Source organism: Rheinheimera sp. F8 (assembly GCF_001518915.1).
In genome coordinates this window covers 1,377,255-1,400,493 of sequence record NZ_CP013656.1, presented here as the reverse complement: position 1 = coordinate 1,400,493, position 23,239 = coordinate 1,377,255, and the positions used below count along the sequence as shown (strand labels likewise).

Here is a 23,239-nt window from a genome sequence, read left to right as displayed (position 1 = left end):
TACTGCGCCTGATGGAACTGTTTGTCCAGCCGACGCACACTCAATCCAAGTCTGAAAACAGCATAACAATAAAGCCATTCTGTTAACATATAAAAAGCATATCCGGCCCTGTCGGGAATTCTTACCAGCTGTGCAAAGCCGTTTTCAAACAAAGGTTCAGTGACCTCATGGTCTCAACGACGCGTGCCCATGGCTTCACCACCAGCACATAGCGTTTTTGCTGCCGGGCTGAAACACGTCACTGGCAATAAAAAAGCCCTGTTTTTCAACAAGGCTTTGCTTCAATTAAAACACCGCGAATGCTTCAGTTGCTGTGTGATCAGAACCGGTAGCCCAGCGACAAACTCACAGTTCTTGGGTCACCGTAGTACGCGGTGATGGTTTGCTCGGCCGCCAGCAGCGGGAAGTTGTAACCGGCGATGCGGGTGATCTTATCGCCTAAGTTACGGCCCTGCAGTGACACATCCCAGTGACCATCGGCGGAATACCAGGTGGCACCGGCGTTAAACAGCGTGTAACCGCCGTAGTCCAGCATCGATGGCAGTTCAAAGATCTGTGTTTCGCTGCGGTGTGACAGGTTGGCATTCAGCACCAGTTCGCCGCCGTACATTGCCACTGTGTATTTGCCGCCTAAGGTGGCAGTCAGTTCCGGCGTGTTGGCAAAAGACCACAAACCAGATACGTCTGACGTAGTTTTAGTCACGGCATCATAAAACAGCACTTCGTTAAACTTGGCGTCGGTATAACCGACAATCAGATTAAATTGCAGTGCATCGGAGGCAACTGCAGTCGCTTCCAGTTCGATGCCGTTAATATCGGCACTGGCCGCGTTCAGTACTTGGGACGCTACCGTGTTATTGACGGCGCGTTGTACTGTCACCTGCATATCATCATAAGCCGAGGTAAATACTGCGGCATTTAAGCGCAGGCGACGGTCCAGCCATTCGCTTTTCACACCCAGTTCATAGGTATCAACCGTTTCTGGCTGGTACGGGTCGCCGGCATTCGGGTTGACTGACTGGTTGCCGCGCATATCAAAACCACCGGATTTAAAGCCGTCGGTATAAGAGCCGTACACCATCATGTTGTCATCGGCCTGATATTCAAAGCCCACGCGTGGCGAGAAATGGCTGAAGTTTTCGCTGCCTTTAAAATCAGATTGAGTGCCGATTTTGGTCGCACTAATACGTGGCAGTTTGTAACCGAGATAAACATAACGATAGACGTTGGCGTCTTTGTCATCTTCGGTGTAACGACCGCCCAAAGTGAACGACCACTGATCATTGACCTGATAAGTCCCCTGTGCATAACCGGCGAAAGAGTCAGTTTGCACACAACCACCGTTTTCAATGGTCACACCAAGGCCAGACACCAGCACAGTGCCAAAAGCACCACAGGCATCGCCTTCAAATGAATACAGGCCTGACGCAAACTTCAGCGGGCCGCTGTTATACAGGAACTGCAGCTCGTGTGAGGTTTGTTCATCTTCATAAAAAGCCGGTACGTCCAGCGACGGCAGTTTGGTGGCATCAAAGTCGATATTGGTGTCGGTGACGCCTTCACGTTTGGCCGTGATGGCTTTCATCGTCCAGTCGGCATTGATATCCCACGCCATCGTCAGCGAGTGACCTTCAGTACGCACCATGTTGGTGGCTGGCATGCTGGTGTTGGAGTCATACACATTTGACGGCGGAGTTTCTTTAGTCAGCAAACTAGGCGTTAAACGGTGGCCGCCTTTTGAATTCGAATCATCTTTGGTTTTGTCGTAGGCGAAGTTGAAACGCAAATTGTCCAGGGCTTGATACTGTGCGCTGAAACGGCCGGTGATGATGTCTTTGTTGTAGTTTTCTGCGCCGGTATTGAGGTATTTACCAAAACCGTCGCGGTCATAAAATGCCCCGGCAGCGCCAACAGAAAACTTATCAGTAATGGCTTTTTGCCCCGACAGTTTTAAATCACGTTGATGGTAGCTGCCGACAGTGCCGCGAATGGCAAATTCGTCTTCACCGCTCAGTGGCTTAGTGACATATTTGACCGCGCCACCAATAGTGTTACGACCGTATAAAGTGCCTTGCGGGCCACGTAATACTTCGATGCGTTCGACATCATAGATATCCATCGCCGCGCCTTGTGGCCGCGCCATGTACACGTCATCGATATAAATGCCGACGCCCGGTTCAAAGCCCCACAGCGGGTCTTGCTGACCAATACCGCGAATGTATGCCGTTAACGTACTATTGGTGCCACGCGACACCTGCAACGTGGTATTTGGTGATTGTTGCTGGATAGCCGTCAGGTTTTCGATACCTTTTTGCTTTAAGTCTTCCGCGCCAATCGACGTCACCGCCACTGGCACCGATTGCAGATTTTCGGCGGTGCGACGTGCAGTGACCTGGATCACTTCCAGTGCCGCCTCTTCTTTTTTCGCCGCAGGTTCAGCGCTTTGCTCAGCCGCATAAACGGGGCCCGCCAGCACGGCGCTGATAGTCAGTGCCAGCAACGCAGGTTTAAACGAAGTGTGAGTGGTACGGTGCAATTTATAATTATTCTGGGCCATCGGGCATCTCCTGCTGATCTCGGCTATCACTTATCTTTCTGATGTATTTCAGTTACTTGTTATATGTCCCCCGAACGGTCGGCTCTGATACTAACCCGCTTGGTTGCCGCTGTCATAAAAATCGGGGCACGGGTAAATCAGTGACGGCACGCTCAGACTGATAGCGTTACTTTAGGCTGAACTGATGAAATGTTAATCTGTACCTTAGTACTATAGAGATACCTGCCCTGATGGCTCAGACTCAGAAAAAACCGAAGCAAGGACCATTTTTATGCTGAGTTTAACCGGCTTGTTGCTTGGCCTCTGCCTGCTAATCTGGCTGACGATGCGGGGGCTGAACCTGTTTATTCTGGCGCCTTTGTGCGCGTTGTTTGTCGCTGTCACCAATGGCATTCCGTTTTGGCAAACGACTGGCAACGCCGATTTTATCCACGCCTACATGAACGGTTTTTCCGGTTTTGTCGCGGCCTGGTTTCTGATGTTTTTGTTAGGTTCGCTGTTCGGCAAACTGATGGAGCACAGCGGCGCCGCTGATGCCGTCGCCCTGTGGATCGTGAAAAAACTGGGCCGGGCGCATGCAGTCGCAGCCGTCGTGCTGGCCTGTGCCGTGCTGACCTACGGCGGTGTGTCGGTGTTTGTCGTGGCGTTTTCCGCCTATCCGATGGCCGTCAGTTTGTTTAAAGATGCCAACTTACCACGCCGTTTTATTCCGGCTGCACTGGGTTTAGGCTCTGTCACCTTTACGATGACCTCAGCCGGCTCGCCGGAAATTCAGAACTGGATCCCGATTCAATACCTGCACACCTCGCCTTATGCCGGCTGGGAAGTCAGTATTGTCGTGGCGATTTTTATGGCGGCTTTTGGGTATGCCTGGTTAAGCAAAATGATTAAAAGTGCCGTGGCGCAAGGTGAAGTCTTTATCGGCCGCGACAGCGACCCGCAACTGACCGACCGCGCCCTGCCGCATCCAATGATGGGGCTGATCCCGCTGCTGGTGGTGCTGGGCTTGTCGAACTGGCTGCATCACAGCCTGCAACAAGCCGCACTGATTGTGGCCTTAAGTGGCGGTGTGCTGGCATTGTATTTGTTGAACCGGCGTTTTATTCAAAGCCTCGATAAAGCATTGAACGAAGGTGTGATGGGATCTTTACTGGCGATTGGCAACACTGCCGCAGTCGTTGGTTTTGGTGCCGTCGCCAAACTAACACCGGCTTTTACTGAGATTGTCCAGACCATGACACATCTGCCAGGGCCAGAACTGTTAGGCGCAGCGGTGGCCGTCAGTGCGATTGCTGGCCTCACCGGCTCAGCCTCTGGTGGCCAGGCCATTGCGCTGCCAGAACTGGCACCAGTTTATCTGGACCGTGGCGTCGACGCTGAAGAGTTGCACCGTGTTGTCGCCATTTCCTCCGGCGCTTTGGATTCCTTGCCGCATAACGGTTATGTGGTGACGACGATTCGGGCGATTTGTGGCGAAACCCATCAACAGGCCTATTGGCCGGTGGCGGCGGTCACAGTAGTCGTGCCGGCACTTGGCACTGGCCTCGCGATTTTATTATTTCAGTGGTTTTAAACAGGATAGTTTCGCATGCGAAATCTAATAAAATCCGGCGCTCTTTTACTGAGTTTGGTACTGAGCTTGGCACTCAGCCTGCTCTGCGCTCTGTACAGTCAGGCCGCAGAGCTTCCGCTGGTGCAAAAACAACGCTTTGAACTGGCAAATTTTACTACCCAAAATGGCGTTGAATTAAAACAGGTGCAGGTCGGTTGGGAAGCCTACGGCAAGCTCAACGCCGACAAATCGAACGTGATTTTAATTACGCATTTTTTTTCCGGCACTTCGCATGCGGCCGGCCGTTATCAGGCGACAGACGCCGCCCCCGGTTATTGGGATGCCATTATCGGCCCTGGCAAAGCCATTGATACCAATCAATTTTATGTTCTTAGCGTTGATACGCTGGCCAATGTTAATGTCAAAGATCCCCACGTGATCACGACAGGCCCCGCCAGCATTAATCCAGCGACTGGTAAACGTTATGGCCTGAACTTTCCGGTGGTCACCATCACCGATTTTGTTGAAGTACAAAAAGCGGTATTGGACAGCCTTGGCATTCACAAACTGCATGCAGTGGTCGGTGCCTCGATGGGGTCTTTTCAGGCGATAGAATGGGCGCAGCGTTATCCTGAGCGGGTGCAGCGGCTGGTACCGGTGATCGGCACTGCTTATATGGACGCCTACAGCGCCATCAAGTTAGAACGCTGGGCTTATCCAATCAAAACCGATCCGCACTGGCAACAAGGCGATTATTACGACAAACCGCAGCAACCAACTGCAGGGCTTGCCATGGCGCTGGCCTGGATCACGTTAGATGCGTTAAATCCAGCCGGCTTTAACCAGAAATATCCGGATTTACGCGCAGATAAAGCCGCTCATCAGGATATCCGCGCCAGTTTCAGCGCATTGGACCAGTTGCTCGCGGTCGCCACACAACGCGCGGCGCTGCAGGACGCTAATCATTTGCTGTATCTGGTGCGCGCCTCGCAATTATGGCGCGCCGGCATGGGCGATAACTGGCAACAAGCCATCCAAAACATCAAAGCACCGGTGTTGTGGCTGCCCGCCGCCGGTGATTTATTGCTGACGCCGCAGATGGCGCAGCAAAGCCAGCAAGCGCTGAGCGCGGATGGCAGCCGCAACACAACGAACCAGCTGTCGCTTATTCCTGGTAAGAATGGTCATTTAGACGGTTTATTCAATATCCAGGCAGTCGCGCCTGAACTGAAAGCATTTTTACAACAACCGCTGTGATTACCCCTTTTCTTCCTTGTCCTGCCTGCCCCGGCGCAACCTGAATCAGACGCGCTGTTTGGGCCAACCGTGGCAAAGTTATGCCTCTTTGCCCGGTTTTTTCTTCTGTGCGAAATCTGTGCGATACTGCAAGTCCGGTTGTCTTGGATAAAGTGCTGTGCTGCGAATTTCTGCGTTGCTGAGCTTATTACTGACCACACTGTTCACAGCCAATCTTCAGGCCGCGCAAGTCGTTGTGCCGGCGAAAAATCAAGTGCTGCTGCGTTTCTGTTATGAAGATAAACCATTGGAACCCTACTACCGCGGCCACGGTGCAACGATCCCCAAAGACAATCCCGGCGCTACTATCGAACACTTACAACAGCTGGTAGCCAGCCTGCCAGGTATCAGCCTGCAGCTGGAACGCCGGCCCTGGAAGCGCTGCCTGGCCAAACTGGAAAGTGGCGAGACCGATGCTGTAGTCGCCAGCTACAGACCCGAGCGCGAATCCATTGGCCGCTTTCCGATGTTGGATTTACGGCCGGATCCACAGCGCGCTTTCAGCGAGCATCACACTTGTCTGGTGCAGAAAAGCGGCAGTTCCTGGCATTGGGATGGTAAAAGGGTCAGTGGTATCGACAGTCTGGTGGTCGCCCGGCCGCTGGGTTATGCCCCTTTGCTTGTACCGGGTCCGAAACAAGTACTGATGCATTACACCTTATCCGGCACGATGGACCTCGAACTGCTGCAGGCCGGCCGGGTGCATGCCGTCACCACTTTATGTCAGATCGCCGGACAGTCTGTGGTGTCACCGAACATCATTGATCGCGGTCTGGTAGTGATGCAGCCGGCATTACATGTCAATGTCGGTTATCTGCTGTTCAGTCACCAGTTTTATCAGCAACATCAGGCCAGTGCCGATGCGTTGTGGCGGCAGCTTGGATCTGACAAAGGCTCCGCCATTTACCGTCGTTATCTGTCCTGGTCCTATCTGCAACCAGCGCCGGTCACGCCCGCTGCCGTGCCCCCACCGGTGCAATAACAAACGTCGTTGGTCAGGCTGATAGCGCAGACTGTCCGCTTTTGTTGCCTGCATAGCGTTGCTTGCCCTATGCTAGCCTCATTGATGTGCCTTTTGTCAGGACAATTCCGATGAAATTATGCTTGCCATTCAGTCTGTTGTTTACTCTGTCCAGTTATGCCTTACAAGCGGCCCCGGCTGCGCCACTGACCGCCACCGACCTTTACCAGGTGCAAAAACCAACCGGTATGCAGGTATCACCGGATGGCCAACGCGCCGTATTCAGTCTGAACCGCTATGATCTGGCGAAAAATAAAAGCAACGCTGATCTGCATCTGCTGGAGCTGGGTTCCGGCAAACAAACCCAACTGACCTTTCATCCGGCGGCGGACAATCAGCCAGCCTGGAGCCCGGATGGCCGTCAACTGGTGTTTGTCTCCAAACGCGATGGTGAAAAAAACCAGCTGCAATTGTTGACCCTGGGCGCCGGCGAAGCGCGCCAGCTGACCGATTTACCGGTTGGCGTCAGCAATCCACGCTTTTTCCCGGATGGTAAAAAAATCCTGTTCAGCGCTGAAGTGCCGGCCGGCTTTGCCGGCGATTTTGCCTTGTTAAAAGCTGAGAAAAAACCGCTGCATTCGGCCAAAGTCAGTGAAAACCGCATGTATCGCTATTGGGATCATTTTCTGACCGACGACAAAGTCACACAGTTTTTTGCCTATGACCTGAACAGTGGTGAAGTACAGGCGCTGACCCCGGGCTGGACGCAATGGACCAGTCTGGATGGTGGGGTGGAATTTGATTTATCACCGGACGGCCAACAGCTGGCGCTCAGTGCTGTCAGTAGCAAACCGCCGTATAACAGCCTGAATTTTGATGTGTATTTAGTGCCGACTGATGGCAGCGGTAAAGCGGTGAATCTGACCGAAGCCAACCCGGCGGACGACAGTAAACCTGTGTTCAGCCCGGATGGTCGCAGCTTGCTGTACGGCGCACAAAAACGCACCGATTTTGGTAACGATAACGTTAAAATGACCCGCTTTGACCTCGCTGCCAAAACCGCCACAGTGCTGGCCGGCAATATTGATTTGTCGCCACAGCAATGGTTTTTCAGCAAAGACAGCCAGATGCTGTATTTCCTCGCTGAAGACAAAGCGCGGGTGTCGTTATTCTCAGTGCCAGCCGCCGGCGGACCGGTGAAACAAGTGCTGCGTCAGGCCAGTAATGAACAAGTGCAGGTGGCAGGACCGGCCCAGTTTGCGCTGGTGCAACATGGCATCAGCCAGTTGCCGGAGATTTTCCTGCTCGACAATAAAAGCCGCACATTAAAACAAATCAGCCAGATCAACAGCGCGCTGCAACAAAATACCCAATGGGGTAAAGTCGAAGAGATGAACTATCCGGGCTCGGATGGCAAACCAATCCAGATGTTTGTCATTTTCCCACCGAATTTTGATACCAACATACGCTGGCCGTTACTCAGTCTGTTACACGGCGGCCCGCATGGTGCATTTAATGATGCCTTTGGCACGCGCTGGCATCCACAGGTATTTGCCGCCATGGGTTATGTCGTCATTATGCCAAATTTCCACGGTTCTACCGGTTTTGGTGAAGCCTTTACCGCGTCGATCCACGGTGACCATGCGACCAAGCCGTTTTTTGACAGTGAAGCCGCCATTGATTACATGGCCTCACGCGGTTATATCGACGAAAGCCGTGTTGCCGCGGCCGGTGGCAGTTACGGTGGTTATCTGGTCAGTTGGATCGCCGGTCACAGCACTAAGTACAAAGCGCTGATCAATCACGCCGGTGTCTACGACCTGATGGCGCAGTTTGCCTCAGACAGCACACTACTGCGAACCTACGCTTATGCTGGCTCACCGTGGAAAGACAAAGACAATGTGCTCAAAGCCAGCCCGGCTATGTTCGCGGAAAACTTCAATACACCAATGCTGATCACCCATGGTGAACAGGATTACCGCGTGCCGGTCACGCAAGGTTTAGCGCTGTATGGTGTGCTGAAAGGCAAAGGCGTTGATGCCCGACTGGTGTATTTCCCGGACGAAAATCACTGGATCTTAAAACCACAAAACTCGATTTATTGGTACCACGAATTTGGTCAATGGCTGGAGCGTTATATTGGCAAAGGGCCAAGTGAATAATGATTTCAGCGAATAAAGGTACATAAGTTACATAATTTGACAATGTTGTGACTAAATGTTTCTAATGAGGGCTTACAAAAATGGAGCCCTCAGATGGAACTACAAACGACTTCGCTTGAACCTCGCACCACGCAAGTACTCTTCACTGGCAATGGCCGCGAATATTTTGGCATTTGGATCGTCAACCTGCTGTTATCAGTGCTGACTTTAGGCATTTATTCCGCATGGGCCAAAGTCAGAACCCTGCAGTATTTCTACGGTCATAGCCGTGTTGATGGTCAGGGTTTCCGTTATCTGGCAACCCCGCTGCAAATTCTGAAAGGTCGGTTGATTGCCGTTGCATTTTTCGCCGTCATTTCGCTGCTCAGCCATTTCTTTCCGATCTTTGCCCTGATATTCGCCATTGTATTTCTGTTTCTGACCCCATGGTTACTGAATCAAAGCCTCAAATTTAACTTCCGTATGACCAGCTACCGCAACGTGCGCTTTGGTTTTAATGGTACTTATCTGGGTTCATTGCTCAATTTTGTGATCTACCCATTGCTCAGTTTATTTACGCTGTTTCTGGCATTACCTCTGGCGATGCGGGCGCTAGACAAATACATCGTTCAGCACAGCACTTATGGTAAAAAATCGTTTCAGACTGCTCCGGATGTCAGTCCTTATTATGCCGCCACTTTCTTGTCTGGTCTGCTCAGCATGGGGATTGTCCTGCTGATGGGCTTCATCATTGGCACCAGTATTTATGCCGACCCAGCGGCGGCGGCCCCGGAAAACAGCATGCTGGTCACAGCAACGATGTTTTTCAGTTATGCGCTGATTGGCACGTTATCAGGGACGTTGTATCAGATTTGGATCCGCAACCACCTGTTCAGCCGGACCCGACTTGAAGGCCTGGTTGAACTGGAATCTACCGTACCTGTGTCAACAGCGCTGTATGTCGCCGTCACCAACCTGTTGTTATTACTGGTCACTGCCGGTCTGGCATTTCCTTGGACCAAAGTCCGTAAGGCGCAATTGCTGGCCGCTGGTACCAAAATCACCTTATATCCGGCGCTGGATCAGTTATACGATCAATTGAGTACACCATCCTCTGTTGTCGCTGAAGAACTTGCTGACTTGTACGACGTTGATTTTGCGTTGATTTGATGATGCAGATTATTCAAGGCAGCTATTTTTATCCGGGGCAAAACCGAAAGGTCGACGCAGAGTTGCGGCTGGACGACAGTCATTTTGAACTGTGGCAAACGTCTGAAGCCCTGTTGATCACGACTGGCTCTGTCAATACCTTACATCTGCAGGCGCTGATCCCTGGCTTGCCGGCAGAATGGCAATTGGCGGATGGCGCGCTATTTTGCGCTGCCGATGCCAGCTATCGGCCGGCCCGGCGCTCTGCTGCCGGATTCAGCGAAAAACTGGAGCAAAACAAAGGTTTAATTCTGGCATCTTTGTTACTGCTGCCATTGTTGGGCTGGTGGTGGTTAGCTGTTGGCATGCCAGCCACCGCCGAACGGCTGGTGCCGTTGTTTCCGGACAAAGTGTACCAAATCACCAGTCACCAGACTTTAAACATACTGGATCAGCTGCATCTGGAACCTTCAAAACTGCCTGCCGAACGTCAGCACCAATATCGTTCTCAGTGGCTGCAGGAATTGTCCGGCCTTGAATCGTTATTGCCGGCGCAAGGCCAATACCGTATTGAATTCCGCGACGGCGGGCGTATTGGCGCTAATGCTTTTGCCCTGCCCGATGGCACTATCGTTTTTACCGACCAGTTGATCGACCTGCTGCAGGACAAACCGGATGCGCTGGTGGCCGTGTTGTTGCACGAAGCAGGTCACAGTATTCACCGGCATGGCATGCAATTGCTGGCCCGCTCAATGGCATCAACAATGCTGCTGACCTTAGTGACCGGCGATTTGGAAGGGGTCGCTGATACGCTGATCGGTAGCGGCACAGCATTGTTAGATGCCGCATTTTCACGCGATATGGAGCGTCAGGCCGATTTGTTTTCGGCGCAGCAATTAATAGCGCGTGACAAATCCCCCGCCGCTTTTGCAGATGCGATCAGTGCGTTAAGCAAAAAAAGCAGCACCACGAGCCAACTGGAGTCATTGCTGCGTTATCTGAGCAGTCACCCGAGCAGTGATGAGCGGATCAACACGGCAACAAAATTGGCGGAAAAACCACAATAAACGCTTGATCCGGACGCGGTCACTGTTATGCTCGCGTCATTTTGACCGTGCCGGACTTTTTCATGACTATTCACGCGGTACTACCGAAGCCCGTTATGCAACTGGACCAGCAGCAACAGCAGGTCTGGTTACAGCTGCAACAATTGTCGGTGCAGGTCGCTACAGTTCCAGTCCGACAAGGGCTTTATATTTATGGCCCGGTTGGTCGTGGCAAAACCATGCTGATGGACTGGTTTTTCGACAGCACCGCAACGCCACGTAAGTTGCGACTGCATTTTCACCATTTTATGGCGGCGGTGCATCAGGAATTGCGCGCCAGGCAAGGTGAGGCTGACCCGCTGGTGCATGTCGCTCGCAGCTGGGCAGAGCAGTATCAGCTGCTGTGTTTTGATGAGTTTTTTGTCAGCGACATTGGCGATGCGATGTTACTCGCCACATTATGGCGCCAGCTGTTTGCCGAAGGTGTGGTTTTAGTCGCCACGTCGAACTGCGCGCCGGAAGACTTGTATCAAAATGGCCTGCAGCGCGCCCGCTTCCTGCCCTTTATCGATTTATTACAGCAACATTGCCACATTTGCAGTCTTGATGCCGGCATTGACTACCGCCGCCAGCAACAAACCGACTGGCGCTATCTCGGCATAAATAAAACGAGCGTCTGGCTGCAACAACAAGCAGAGCAGCTATTTGGCGCTGTTGAGCCCTGCCCGCTGATCCAGCTGCATGGCAGGCCGATCCCGGCGTTGTGGCGCAATGACCAGGTGATTGCCTTTGATTTTATGGCGCTTTGCAGCGGTCCACGCAGCCAGCTCGATTACATGACGCTGTGTCAGCCAGATCAGGGCAAGCAGGATCAAAGCAAACAGTATCGGGCCATCGCGCTGGCGGATATTCCGCAGTTTCTGCCCGAAAGCGACACCGCCATTTTACATGGTGTCGAAGAGAGTTATCAGCGCGAGCACAGCAATGTTTTTGTCAGCAAACTCGACAATGAAGCCCGCCGGCTGATCGCGCTGGTCGACGAATGTTACGAGCGCGGGGTGTTGTTACTCTGTACGGCAAGCACGCCCCCCGAGCAATGGTATCAGGCCAGTCAGCTCAGTTTTGCTTTTGAACGCACGGTATCAAGGCTGCATGAAATGCAGCGCTGGCCGGCTGCGGATCCGGCTTTCCAGACCTCACAATAGCGGGCGATTCAGTGGGCTTTGTGCCAGTTGCGGGCATAACCCAGGGTCTTAATTGTACGGCGGCGCGTTGCTTGCCGGTACCTACTTCCCCGATTTGAGTGTAGATACTCTGTTTCCGGTCAATGGTTCAGGTGCTTTTCGCTGAACAACAAACTTGAGTCGAAGGTAGTCTGGGTCTGCATGCAGGCCCAGATGCCAACCAGATATTTCCGCATTACGGCGCATTGTGCCTGGATTTTCTTTTTGCCACGCCCGGTTAACGCCTCATAAAACGCTCTGGCTCTGACATCATGACGAACTGCGCTCATTGCTGGCATGTACAGAGCTGCACGCAGATAGGCATTACCCGCTTTGCTCAGGCGCCCGGGTTTGTTGACGCTGCTACCAGATTCGGTTTTGCGTACGTCCAGTCCCGCATAACGACTGACCTGCGGGGCTTTCATCGTCGATGGCAATACGCACAACTCCGCCAATATCGCGATGGCACTGGTCTCGCCAATGCCTTTGGCGGCCGTCAGTCGGTCAAAGTGTGCAGCTAAGATTTCATTACTGACAATCAGTGTCAAAGCTGCCTGAGTCAGACGTTTGATGCGTCGTTCCAGTTGCTCAATGCCTTCCTGCTCGTCTTCAATCAGCATTGGCAACGTCATCCCTTTGGACATCAACGCATGCAAACGATTYTTTGCCTGAGTGCGACTGCCTGTTAACCGGTTGAGCTGCCGGCCAATATCGCGAAGTCCAAGCAGTTCATCTTGAGGCAGCGTCCATAAGCGCGGTCTCATGCACTGCGCGAACTCTGCCAGTAGTGCAGCATCGACCGCATCTGTTTTGTTGCCATTAAGCTTAAGCGCTGCAAAGTGATGAAAACTCTTGGGATTAATCACTGCCACGGGCAAATTTGCCTTCGCTAACGCCACCGCAAGGTCGAGATAATAAATCCCGGTTGCTTCCATCACGATGAGTTCAGGGGCTAGCTTTTGTAGCTTGCGCACCACAGCAGCATGGCCATCAGGTGTTTGGCTGAACTGTTCGGACTTACTGGTTTTGTCATCATCTCTGACTACCAAATCAACAGTCTTCGCAGCAACGTCAATCCCAACAAAACCACTCATATGCTTCCCCTTTGAACATCAAATAGGCCAGAATAGTCACCGGCTCCCCGACCTCGCACTTGATGCCCGGCTCGACCTTGTGATGCGAAGTCCTTGTAATACAAGGCTTCCGGATACTCTTCGAGTTGAGCAATGAGGCGGGGGGCTACTCTACGAACGAGGTCAGAATAAACAGCCTCAAGGTACGGACAGCCTCCCCGGTAAACTGGTTTTATTATCAATTCATTAAGGTTCAACATACAAGGTACGGTCAGCGAAGCCCGCTGGGCGTCACACGCCGTACATAACATATTGGGATTGTCCGCAAGTCACTCAGGCTGTGTGAAAACTGCTGATCACCTTTTGGTCTAAATGGTCGGTTTTTATGATCAATCATTCTGGATATACCTGAACTGTCGTAGGTCAGCAGCTCTAAACTTATCTGCATACGAATCAACCTAGTGTGCGCAGCCATGACAGAACATATCAAAGGTCAAGACAGATACCAGGTCACTCTGTTGCCGGAAGCGTTGGACGACTTTGTCAGTGGTGATAATCCAGTCAGAGTCATCGATATCTTTGTGAATGGTCTACAGCTTAAAGCGCTTGGCTTTGACGGCGTGGAAGCAAAACAAACCGGACGTCCCGGCTATCACCCTGCCACGATGTTAAAACTCTATATTTACGGTTATTTGAATCGTATCCAATCTTCACGTCGGCTGGAAAAGGAAGCCAATCGTAATGTAGAACTGATGTGGTTGCTGGAGCGGCTGACACCTGATTTTAAAACCATTGCGGACTTCAGAAAAAACAACAGTAAAGGGATTAAGAATGCTTGCCGTGCCTTTATTGACCTATGTCGACAGATGCAAATGTTCACGGATATCACTGTGGCCATCGATGGCAGTAAATTTAAGGCAGTGAACAGCAAACAAAATAACTTCACGCCGCAAAAAGCGAAAGACTATATAGCGAGGGTCGAACAAAGCATAAGTAACTATCTTGAAAAGCTCGATAAAGCTGACCGCGACGCACAGACTGATGTAAATGCTGAGTTAACCGCAACAAAACTGGCATGGCTAAAGAAACGTTTAGGCGAACTACAAGAAATCCAACAAACTGTTGAACAGCAACCAGATAAGCAACTGTCTTTAACCGATCCTGACTCCCGGTTAATGAAAACAAATAACATGAATCGGCAAGTCTGTTACAACGTGCAAACTGCGGTGGATACGAAGAATCATCTGATTGTTGCCCATGAAGTCACGAACACCACTGACCGTGGCCAGCTGCACTCGGTAACTCAGTTGGCTCAGGCAGCTGTTGGCAAAAAGGATATAACCGTACTCGCCGACAAAGGCTATTACAGCCGCAACGATATTAAAGCAGTGCTTGATACCGGAGCTGTAGCCCTGGTGCCAAAAGGTGATACTTCTGGCGCTGATCGCAAAGGCCTTTTTAACCGCTCGTTGTTTAAGTATGACCAGGAAAAAGATATTTATATTTGCCCGACAGGTAACGAGCTTCAGAATAGGTTTGTAGGTGTTGAAGACGGTTTGGAGCTGCAAATGTACTTTAACTGTATCGCCTGTCGCGACTGCAGTCAGCGTTCGAAATGCACCACATCCAAAGTAGCCGCAAGGCGTATAAAACGATGGGTTCATGAAGATGAAATGGAAGTTATGCAGGCAAGGCTGGATGCATTACCGCAAACTGCGCTTGTACGTAAGCAAACGGTAGAGCACCCATTTGGAACGATCAAAATGTGGATGGGAGCCACTCATTTCCTGATGCGACGATTTAAAAACGTCAGTACAGAAATTAGTTTGCATATTCTGGCTTATAACCTGAAAAGGATGATATCGATCTGGGGGACGGCAGGATTGGCCAGTAGGCTAGAAGAACTCTACGGCTAGCAGCACTTGCCATTTTTACCGCTGCTTAGCGCCGTATCGCAACAAATACCAGGCCATATAAACCTCCCTTTAATACCTGTCTAAAAATCACAGCATGTAGAGTCATTTGTAACGCTTGATGCTGGGGAACATGCCGCGATACAGCAAAAATGAGTTTTTACACAGCCTGGGTAGATACTCTGTTTCCGGTCAATGGTTCAGGTGCTTTTCGCTGAACAACAAACTTGAGTCGAAGGTAGTCTGGGTCTGCATGCAGGCCCAGATGCCAACCAGATATTTCCGCATTACGGCGCATTGTGCCTGGATTTTCTTTTTGCCACGCCCGGTTAACGCCTCATAAAACGCTCTGGCTCTGACATCATGACGAACTGCGCTCATTGCTGGCATGTACAGAGCTGCACGCAGATAGGCATTACCCGCTTTGCTCAGGCGCCCGGGTTTGTTGACGCTGCTACCAGATTCGGTTTTGCGTACGTCCAGTCCCGCATAACGACTGACCTGCGGGGCTTTCATCGTCGATGGCAATACGCACAACTCCGCCAATATCGCGATGGCACTGGTCTCGCCAATGCCTTTGGCGGCCGTCAGTCGGTCAAAGTGTGCAGCTAAGATTTCATTACTGACAATCAGTGTCAAAGCTGCCTGAGTCAGACGTTTGATGCGTCGTTCCAGTTGCTCAATGCCTTCCTGCTCGTCTTCAATCAGCATTGGCAACGTCATCCCTTTGGACATCAACGCATGCAAACGATTYTTTGCCTGAGTGCGACTGCCTGTTAACCGGTTGAGCTGCCGGCCAATATCGCGAAGTCCAAGCAGTTCATCTTGAGGCAGCGTCCATAAGCGCGGTCTCATGCACTGCGCGAACTCTGCCAGTAGTGCAGCATCGACCGCATCTGTTTTGTTGCCATTAAGCTTAAGCGCTGCAAAGTGATGAAAACTCTTGGGATTAATCACTGCCACGGGCAAATTTGCCTTCGCTAACGCCACCGCAAGGTCGAGATAATAAATCCCGGTTGCTTCCATCACGATGAGTTCAGGGGCTAGCTTTTGTAGCTTGCGCACCACAGCAGCATGGCCATCAGGTGTTTGGCTGAACTGTTCGGACTTACTGGTTTTGTCATCATCTCTGACTACCAAATCAACAGTCTTCGCAGCAACGTCAATCCCAACAAAACCACTCATATGCTTCCCCTTTGAACATCAAATAGGCCAGAATAGTCACCGGCTCCCCGACCTCGCACTTGATGCCCGGCTCGACCTTGTGATGCGAAGTCCTTGTAATACAAGGCTTCCGGATACTCTTCGAGTTGAGCAATGAGGCGGGGGGCTACTCTACGAACGAGGTCAGAATAAACAGCCTCAAGGTACGGACAGCCTCCCCGGTAAACTGGTTTTATTATCAATTCATTAAGGTTCAACATACAAGGTACGGTAAGCGCGAGCGCCACCGTACGAACTGGCCGTCTGCACCCGCTTGCTCCGCCGCTTAATGCCGCATAAGCTGCGTTTATCACTGCCACAAAACAACACCCGATGACCGCGTCCACCCAGCAAATCCAAACAGTTTTACAACCGCAACTGCAGCAATCGTTGCCGGGTTTTCAGCAGCGCGCCGCTTGCACTCAGTTGCAGCCCTGGGTGCAGTTGTACTGGTCGTTGCGCATACCGGCGGACAGTGGCGAGGTACCAAGCCATGCGCTGTATCCGGACGGCGGCAGCAATCTGACTATTGAATTTACCGCCGGCCAGCTGCCCCAAGCCTGGCTGCAGTATGCGCCAAAGCTGACGCACAGTCAGTTCCGCGCAGGTCAGCAGTTGCTCAGTGTGCGCTTTCAGCCGACCGGTGCTTTCCAGCTGCTTGGCATCAGTCCGGCCGAACTCACGGCGCCGCAGCTTGACCTGCAACTGGCCAATATAGCGGGGCTAACTCAGTTGCTGGACCTGTTAGCTGACCAAAGCGACGTCGCAGCGCAGCTGAATGCCATTGAATGCTGGTTACTGGGCTTGGCCGAAGCCATCATCTCTGGCCAACAGCTTGTACTGCATAGTCTGCAGCTGCTACAGCAGCCGGCGGCGGATTTACAGCACTTATATCAGCAGTTACCGAAAAGCCGGCGTCAGTATGAACGACGCTTTAAGCTGGAAACCGGTTTGTCACCGGCACAATTACAGCTGATGCTGAAGGTGCGGTTGGCGCGGTTTATCCTCAGCCAGAACCCGGCTGCCGAGCTTGCCAGCGTGGCGCAGCAGGCCGGCTTTTACGATCAGGCCCATCTGCATCTGCATTTTTATCGCCTGACCGGCCAGACGCCGGGCCAGTATAAAAAACGCAAGATGTCGCAAATCTCCAAGGCCGGGCGTTAGCAGATTTATAGACTGAGCACCTCAACCAATGGAGGTGTTTATGTCAGAACGTATCAGCCGGACTCAGGTTTACAAAATGCAGCCGGCACTGCTGCAACATATGATGGCTTTGGCCAAAGCGACTGAAGCGTCCGGCTTGCCGCACAGCTTGATTCACCTGATTAAACTGCGCGCATCGCAACTCAACGGCTGTGCTTTTTGCCAGCATATGCATGCCGGTGAAGCACGCAAAGACGGCGAGTTGCAGCAACGGCTGGATGTATTGCCGGCCTGGCGCGAAGTGGGTGGGGTGTTCACACCGGCCGAACAGGCCGCGCTGCGCTGGACCGAAGCGCTAACGCTGGTGGCGCAACACGGCGTGTCAGATGCTGATTTTGCTGCGGTTGCGGCAGAATACAGCGACGCGCAAATTCTGGATTTAACCGTGATGATCACTATCATCAACAGCTGGAACCGCATCGCTGTGGGCTTTCACTTTCAGCCGGATTTTTAACCTGAGGAATCTTTCATGCAGCAAACCAAGATCTTCACCACCACCGCCGGTCGGGCCCTGTTTGCCCTGTTTGCCCTGCTGCTCATGAGCCTGTCGGGTTTAGCCAGCGCCGCAGAACCGGCTTATCGCGAAGTTCCGGCGTATCGCACCGTACCGCTGCAGGCGTTTCCGGGCGACAAGGTGAGCAACCTGACTAGCTTAGATGCCAGCAAGCCGGTTTACATCAAAATGTGGGCAACCTGGTGCCAGCCCTGTATGCAGCAAATGCCGCATTTTCAGAAGCTGTATCAACAGTTTGGCGACAAGGTGAATTTTGTCGCAGTGAATATCGATATCAACGAAGCGCCTGAGGATATCCGGCAGGTGGTCAACAAGTTTGGCCTGACTATGCCGGTGTGGCGCGATGTTGAAGGCAAGCTGGCGGTGCAGCTGGGTTTAGTCGGCACACCGTTTTCAGTGCTGCTAAATACCGCCGGCGAGCAGGTTTACAGTACTCATGAGTCGGACCAGGCGCTGGATGGCTTTCTCGCGCGGTTAGCGCAAGGTCAGCAGTTGCCGCCGGCGTCCAGCGAAACCCTGAGCGCCGCAGCACAACAACAACGGCTGCAGCCTTTTTTAACCGGCGAGCATTATCTGTTTATCAGCGCCACCTGGTGCGACTGGTATTTAAAAGAGTCGCGGCCTGTGATGTCGGCGCAGTGCCAGCAGGCGCAACAGCAATTAAACGCGCTGGCGGCTAAGTTTCCCAAAGTGCGCTGGACCGGCGTCGTTAATCACCTGTGGACTGACGACAAAGCCTTGGCCGAATTTAATACACTGTACAAGATGCAGGTGCCGTTTCAGATTGACCACCATGGTGTGTTATTTCAACACTTTAACGTGCGGCAAATTCCGGTATTGTTAAAGGTCGCCAATGGCAAAGTGCTGCAGGAAATCACTGATTTCAGCAATCCGGCACAGGTGATGAGCCAGCTGGCGGCCCGTTAACTGCTGAACTGCAGCGGCATTGCCGGGGTTTAGTGGCTGGTACTGACATAAGGCCCGCATTGCTGCTCGAGTTGCGGCAGGCGTAAATCCTGCTGCGGGTTGAGTGCTGGTGCCGGCGTGATGCCGCTGCCGGCACCGGCTTGCTGTAACAGCAGCGCCGCGTTTTGCACCAGCCCCGGAATACGCAAAGGCGCCGCCAGTTGCTGCAGCTGTCGCAGATCTGCCGGTAGTACAGGCCGCGTAGTCTTACGCAAGGCCTGCAGCAGCGCCAGGTAGTGCTGTAATTCGGCCGGCGCTTTTTTATCGATAGTGCTGCTGATACTGCGGGCATAGCGGTCAAACGCCGGCCAGTCCTGCTGCGACACCACCACTGTCAGTAAATTCAGCGACGCCATCTGCAGGGAATAGCGTTCCTGCAACTGGGTATAACCATACATTGCCTGGCGTAACTGCTTCAGGGCCGGCTGGTACTGCTGCTGACGCCACAACACCAGGCCGAGATTGTTTTGCAGCAAAGCCACCAGCGCCGGCTGTTTGTACAGAGTTGCGGCCGCAAGGCTTTGCTCGAAATAGGTCGTGGCTTTGGCAAAATCGCCCTGAATGTAGCTGATTTGGCCGAGGCTCATGTCAACCCGCGCCTGTTCCACCGGCGGTAAATCAAAGTGGGCGCTGCATTGATACCAATAAAATGCTGCCGGATACTTCTGCTGCATAAAATTGACGAAACCGGCGGCCAGTAACAAATCGGTTTTACTCAGTCCTGCATTTAACAACGCATCAGCCCGGCGCAGGTTATGCTCAGCTTCGCCAAAACGCTGCAACCGGGTGTAGGCCCGCGCACTTAAGACCAGCCAGTCGCGCTGATACCAGGCCGGCGTATCGCTCAGTACCGGCAGCTGCGCTTCAAATAAGGCGATGGTCTCCGCAGGGCGGGTCAGCGCCGCCGCACGCGCTTCGTCAAAGGCGTCTGCCGCAGCACTGGAATGAGCGTGAAGTAAACACAAGGCCAACAGGATCTCTTTCATTATGCCTCTGAAATGAGACAAAGCAGGGACAAGGACAGGCCGCATATCTCGCCGTGGCAGGCCCGCTGGTTTATTGAAAAATAGCAGACAAGTTGGCCGACTGTGCAAGCCCGGAGCGTTCCGTTAATCTGAGGCATGACAATCGGCAAATCAGGGTATTCAGATGCAAACAACGACCGGTACCAGCCCTGGCGGCAACTGTTTATGTGGCAGCTGTTTATGTGGAGCGGTAACCGTTGAAATTCAGCTGCCACAGCCAGCATCAGCCTACGCGCCACGCCGCTGCGACTGCGACTTCTGCACCAGCCGCAACCTGCAGTATTTATCCGACGCCAAAGGCCAACTGCAGATCCACAGCTCCAGGCCGCTGCAGCGGCTCCGGCAAGGTTCAGCACAAGCCGAATTCCTCGCCTGCAGCCAATGCCAAACCATCGTCGCCGTCTGCTACCGCGAAGCAGAGATCTGCGTCGGCGCCGTTAACGCTTCTCTGCTGAAGCCGGGAAGCCCGTTTGCTGAAGCGGTGACAGTGCAACCCAGATTATTAGCAGCAGACACCAAAACCGAACGCTGGAAACAGCTGTGGACACCGTTGGTGGTGGAGGAGGGCGAGTGAGGTTGGTGAGGGGAATTGTTGGGTTATTCTGCTTTTGATGTGAGTAAATTGTCGAAGAGGAGTAAGCCGTACTTTATCTGGTGGGCATCTACTGCACGAAAATATGTTGATGGTGATAAGCCAGATAGGGCTGGTGGGCTTCCCGCAGTTTTAACCGCATATTAGAGTGGATGCCCAACACATCAGGTTGCTCCAGCAACGGGGACAACATGATGTCGCCACTCTGAGCGAAGCTGATAAAGCCTTTATCAAAAGCCTTGTCGAGATTGGCCAGCAGTAATAAACCGTTATTCGGATCCAGACGCTCTAAATTGTTGGCGGCGCGCCAGGGTTTGATATGTGAAGCGACCAGCATGGCCGGCATTGGATAACCAGTCACAGCGCAGCCTTGCCACTGTTGGATCAGGTTTTCACGGAAAAGACCCTGTCCTAATCGGGTGTTGACCAACACAGTTTTTTCAGTAGGCGACAAACCTGGGGACGCCATGATCTCGTCCACATCTGCGGCGACGTCCACCTGACCTAAGTCTGCCAAAAACTCGCCATAACTTTTTAACGCACTGCTGTACATCTTTTTGCCACGTTCATCCTGAGCTTTAAACTCCGCCAGTTCACGTAATGGCGTAGTGGTGCGCTGATATTGATGGAATGAGGCAAGGTCTGTCAGATTGCGATCGGCCAGTCCATGCGCTTTGGCCATTTTGCTCAAATTGCCTTGCACCGCATTCAGATAATTGCTGACGGTTTTTTCCGATTTACCCAGACTTTGCGCCCAGCGCTGATAAAGCTCCGGCAAACGTGTCAGATTCATCGTCAGCGCTAAACGCAGGTCGCTGCAAATAATACTGCTTTTGAAAAATTCAAAGAGTTCAGCGTCGAGGCTGGCATAAGCGATTTTACTTTTACTGAAGCGGTCGACCGTGCTGGCATCAATACCGGGTTGATAATGCAGATGCCAAAAGCCGTCGGAGCGTAAATGGAAGAATGGGTTTTCCGGTGTGTCGGCATCAGTCCCTGCCCGTAACCGCTGAAAATGGCTGCTGAAGCAATGCTTTAAGGCGTCATTGAATTCAATTTTGTTCTGATGGATAGCCCCGATACTGATTAAATCCATCACTGCCAGCAACATACAGACTTTATGTGGTTTGCTGTGGCCGTTTTGCCGGAGTGTGTTCAGATCCTGAAACTTCTGCAGGTAAAATTCGAGACTCATCCGTGATTGACCTATTTATCCCTTTTTCAGAACCACAGTCTGCCATGCCACATCGCTGCGGCCAAGGGTATCGCTGACTAAATCACTGACAAGGACTGGTGTCAGTAGCAGCTGATGCTGTTGTACCAGCGCGAGAATTTCAGCACTTGTTACCGGATAACTTAGACGGCCGTCATTAAAACTGCCGTGGCGCAGTGTCAGGACCAGCAAGCCGTCGTGCGCTAATAAACTGCATAACATTGGCAGAGTCTGCTGCCGTTCGTCAGACGACAGATGCATCCAGACGGCAGAAAGTAACACTAAATCAAACTGTTGCTGTAGCGCCTGCACTTTGGGTAAGTCCGGTAACAAATCCGACAACCATTGAATGGGTAGTTGTTGCGAGAGTTTTTCGGCCAGAACACGCAACGCATCTGCAGGTTCAACTGCAGTAACAGCAAAACCCCGGCTAGTCAGAAACCGTGCATCCCGACCAGAACCCGCACCAACATCAAGGGCCTTACCGGGCTTGATGTTATTCAGCAATGCTAACCACTGCTGATGCACTTCTTCTGCGTTGACCGATTCATATTGGTAGACAAATTCTTCTGCTTTGTCGTGGTAAAGGCTCATCACAACATCCTGTTTGAGACGGATTAGTTGAAATCATCACGCTACTTTACTGGGTGTATGGCTTGCTTACTATGCTGTTGTTGGTTGAATCTATATGACCTTGCAAGCCTCAAAGCTCCGCTCCAATTTCATCTAACCATGCCTGATATTCAGCACTGTGATCGCCACTAAAATTTGCCATGCCCGGTTTGGTTAAGGTGCCTTTGCTGTCGCCAATATAGCTTTTAATGATTTTTTGCGGTTTTTCATGCCATGACAGGTTAAAGGCAGCAAGTTTGGAGTAAAAACACATGTGGGAATAATCTGGCAGATGGTCGTGGATCCACCAGGCCAAAGCCTGCCACTGGCCGGTACGCTCGTAATAAGGCACAAATGAATTCACGACGATGCAGGCAGTTGCGCCCATGCAACCATCGGCATCACGATAGTCCCATATATGACCCGCATAATTGGCTTCATTCCGCGAGCAGTTGTACTGGTTGTTATTCTCCGCCCCTTTGGCATTCACTGCTGGCGAGCGATATGCCGAGCGAATACTGATGCGACCAAACTTGGTTTGTAATGGTTCTAACAGACGCTGGCATAATTCACGTCCGGCCGCGATTGCAACATCTGGATAATCCGGCATATTAGGGATGCCTTCGATTTGAGAGATCTCTGAATACAAAAAATCTCGCATAAAAAATGAAGGGGAGAGCTGTATACGGCCAAAGTCTTCCAGGCTTTTAACGGTTTTTGGGGTTTTCATCAATGTGCTCCTAGCTGATGCATGTTTATATCTTGTTCCGTTTTTGGCTGCAACTGAATGTACTGAAGCTATTTCGCCGATAGCCATATGCCGCAAATTTGATGCTGCAAGCAGCTCCCGGACTGGCCGACAGTTGTTTAAGCACGCCACCTTACCCACCGCATGAAAAAAGCCTTATTTGCTTCATATATTTTTTGGGGCTTGTTTATATTTCGCTATCCGGTAATGCCAGCTGTCTTTCACTGCGCCAGACCCGAATGAGTAAAACCT

19 protein-coding genes are annotated in these 23,239 nt (G+C 52.0%); 12 read left to right on the top strand and 7 right to left on the bottom strand.

Translation table 11 applies throughout. The features are described from left to right. Positions 1 to 319: 319 nt before the first annotated feature. Positions 320 to 2,557, bottom strand: a complete 2,238-nt coding sequence (locus ATY27_RS06455; RefSeq protein WP_208932104.1) for a TonB-dependent receptor — start codon at positions 2,555 to 2,557, stop codon at positions 320 to 322. A 271-nt stretch (positions 2,558 to 2,828) separates the two neighbouring features. Between ATY27_RS06455 and ATY27_RS06450 the strand changes: the two genes are divergently transcribed. The 7 genes from ATY27_RS06450 to zapE all read left to right on the top strand — a co-directional run bounded on the left by ATY27_RS06450 (position 2,829) and on the right by zapE (position 11,907). Beyond that, positions 2,829 to 4,130 carry a GntP family permease gene (locus ATY27_RS06450; protein WP_208932105.1) on the top strand — a complete coding sequence of 434 codons (1,302 nt, stop codon included), beginning with the start codon at positions 2,829 to 2,831 and terminating at the stop codon, positions 4,128 to 4,130. Between the two features lie 15 nt (positions 4,131 to 4,145). Continuing rightward, positions 4,146 to 5,366 carry a homoserine O-acetyltransferase gene (locus ATY27_RS06445; protein ID WP_208932106.1) on the top strand — a complete coding sequence of 407 codons (1,221 nt, stop codon included), beginning with the start codon at positions 4,146 to 4,148 and terminating at the stop codon, positions 5,364 to 5,366. A 157-nt stretch (positions 5,367 to 5,523) separates the two neighbouring features. Beyond that, entirely contained in the window at positions 5,524 to 6,387 is an 864-nt protein-coding gene (locus ATY27_RS06440; protein WP_208932107.1) for an amino acid ABC transporter, read from the top strand. 110 nt (positions 6,388 to 6,497) lie between these two features. Further along, positions 6,498 to 8,528 carry a S9 family peptidase gene (locus tag ATY27_RS06435; protein WP_208932108.1) on the top strand — a complete coding sequence of 677 codons (2,031 nt, stop codon included), beginning with the start codon at positions 6,498 to 6,500 and terminating at the stop codon, positions 8,526 to 8,528. 93 nt (positions 8,529 to 8,621) lie between these two features. Further along, complete coding sequence (locus tag ATY27_RS06430; protein WP_208932109.1) at positions 8,622 to 9,677, top strand: YjgN family protein; 1,056 nt, start codon at positions 8,622 to 8,624, stop codon at positions 9,675 to 9,677. After that, entirely contained in the window at positions 9,677 to 10,723 is a 1,047-nt protein-coding gene (locus ATY27_RS06425; RefSeq protein ID WP_208932110.1) for a M48 family metallopeptidase, read from the top strand. Before ATY27_RS06430 ends, ATY27_RS06425 begins: the two co-directional genes overlap by 1 nt. 62 nt (positions 10,724 to 10,785) lie before the next feature. Then, positions 10,786 to 11,907: a cell division protein ZapE gene (zapE, locus tag ATY27_RS06420; protein WP_208932111.1), complete on the top strand. Its 1,122-nt coding sequence runs from the start codon at positions 10,786 to 10,788 to the stop codon at positions 11,905 to 11,907. Positions 11,908 to 12,026: 119 nt separating this feature from the next. Here the strand turns inward: zapE and ATY27_RS06415 are convergent, their stop codons facing one another. Continuing rightward, positions 12,027 to 13,019: an IS110 family transposase gene (locus ATY27_RS06415; RefSeq protein ID WP_208932112.1), complete on the bottom strand. Its 993-nt coding sequence runs from the start codon at positions 13,017 to 13,019 to the stop codon at positions 12,027 to 12,029. A gap of 452 nt (positions 13,020 to 13,471) precedes the next feature. Between ATY27_RS06415 and ATY27_RS06410 the strand changes: the two genes are divergently transcribed. Next, complete coding sequence (locus ATY27_RS06410) at positions 13,472 to 14,914, top strand: IS1182 family transposase (protein WP_208930740.1); 1,443 nt, start codon at positions 13,472 to 13,474, stop codon at positions 14,912 to 14,914. Between the two features lie 189 nt (positions 14,915 to 15,103). Here ATY27_RS06410 and ATY27_RS06405 read toward each other — a convergent pair whose 3' ends face one another. Further along, positions 15,104 to 16,096 (bottom strand): IS110 family transposase, encoded by a 993-nt coding sequence (locus ATY27_RS06405; RefSeq protein ID WP_208932112.1) that lies wholly within the window; start codon positions 16,094 to 16,096, stop codon positions 15,104 to 15,106. 351 nt (positions 16,097 to 16,447) lie between these two features. Between ATY27_RS06405 and ATY27_RS06400 the strand changes: the two genes are divergently transcribed. The 3 genes from ATY27_RS06400 to ATY27_RS06390 are packed head-to-tail and all read left to right on the top strand — an operon-like array spanning position 16,448 to position 18,758. Next, on the top strand, positions 16,448 to 17,278 hold the full coding sequence (locus ATY27_RS06400) for a helix-turn-helix domain-containing protein (RefSeq protein ID WP_208932923.1): 831 nt from the start codon (positions 16,448 to 16,450) through the stop codon (positions 17,276 to 17,278). Positions 17,279 to 17,318: 40 nt separating this feature from the next. Beyond that, positions 17,319 to 17,771, top strand: coding sequence for a carboxymuconolactone decarboxylase family protein (locus ATY27_RS06395; RefSeq protein WP_208932921.1), 453 nt, complete (start codon positions 17,319 to 17,321; stop codon positions 17,769 to 17,771). Positions 17,772 to 17,786: 15 nt separating this feature from the next. Next, a complete protein-coding gene (locus ATY27_RS06390; protein ID WP_208932918.1) occupies positions 17,787 to 18,758 on the top strand; it encodes a TlpA disulfide reductase family protein in 972 nt (323 codons plus the stop codon). 29 nt (positions 18,759 to 18,787) lie between these two features. Here ATY27_RS06390 and ATY27_RS06385 read toward each other — a convergent pair whose 3' ends face one another. Next, complete coding sequence (locus tag ATY27_RS06385) at positions 18,788 to 19,783, bottom strand: tetratricopeptide repeat protein (RefSeq protein WP_208932911.1); 996 nt, start codon at positions 19,781 to 19,783, stop codon at positions 18,788 to 18,790. A 163-nt stretch (positions 19,784 to 19,946) separates the two neighbouring features. Between ATY27_RS06385 and ATY27_RS06380 the strand changes: the two genes are divergently transcribed. Next, positions 19,947 to 20,396, top strand: a complete 450-nt coding sequence (locus tag ATY27_RS06380; protein WP_208932910.1) for a hypothetical protein — start codon at positions 19,947 to 19,949, stop codon at positions 20,394 to 20,396. Between the two features lie 88 nt (positions 20,397 to 20,484). Here ATY27_RS06380 and ATY27_RS06375 read toward each other — a convergent pair whose 3' ends face one another. The 3 genes from ATY27_RS06375 to ATY27_RS06365 form a co-directional block, all read right to left on the bottom strand. Next, entirely contained in the window at positions 20,485 to 21,609 is a 1,125-nt protein-coding gene (locus tag ATY27_RS06375; protein WP_208932908.1) for an HNH endonuclease, read from the bottom strand. A 15-nt stretch (positions 21,610 to 21,624) separates the two neighbouring features. Further along, positions 21,625 to 22,221, bottom strand: coding sequence for a methyltransferase domain-containing protein (locus ATY27_RS06370; protein WP_208932906.1), 597 nt, complete (start codon positions 22,219 to 22,221; stop codon positions 21,625 to 21,627). 109 nt (positions 22,222 to 22,330) lie between these two features. Further along, a complete protein-coding gene (locus tag ATY27_RS06365) occupies positions 22,331 to 23,056 on the bottom strand; it encodes a hypothetical protein (RefSeq protein ID WP_208932904.1) in 726 nt (241 codons plus the stop codon). Positions 23,057 to 23,239: the final 183 nt, after the last annotated feature.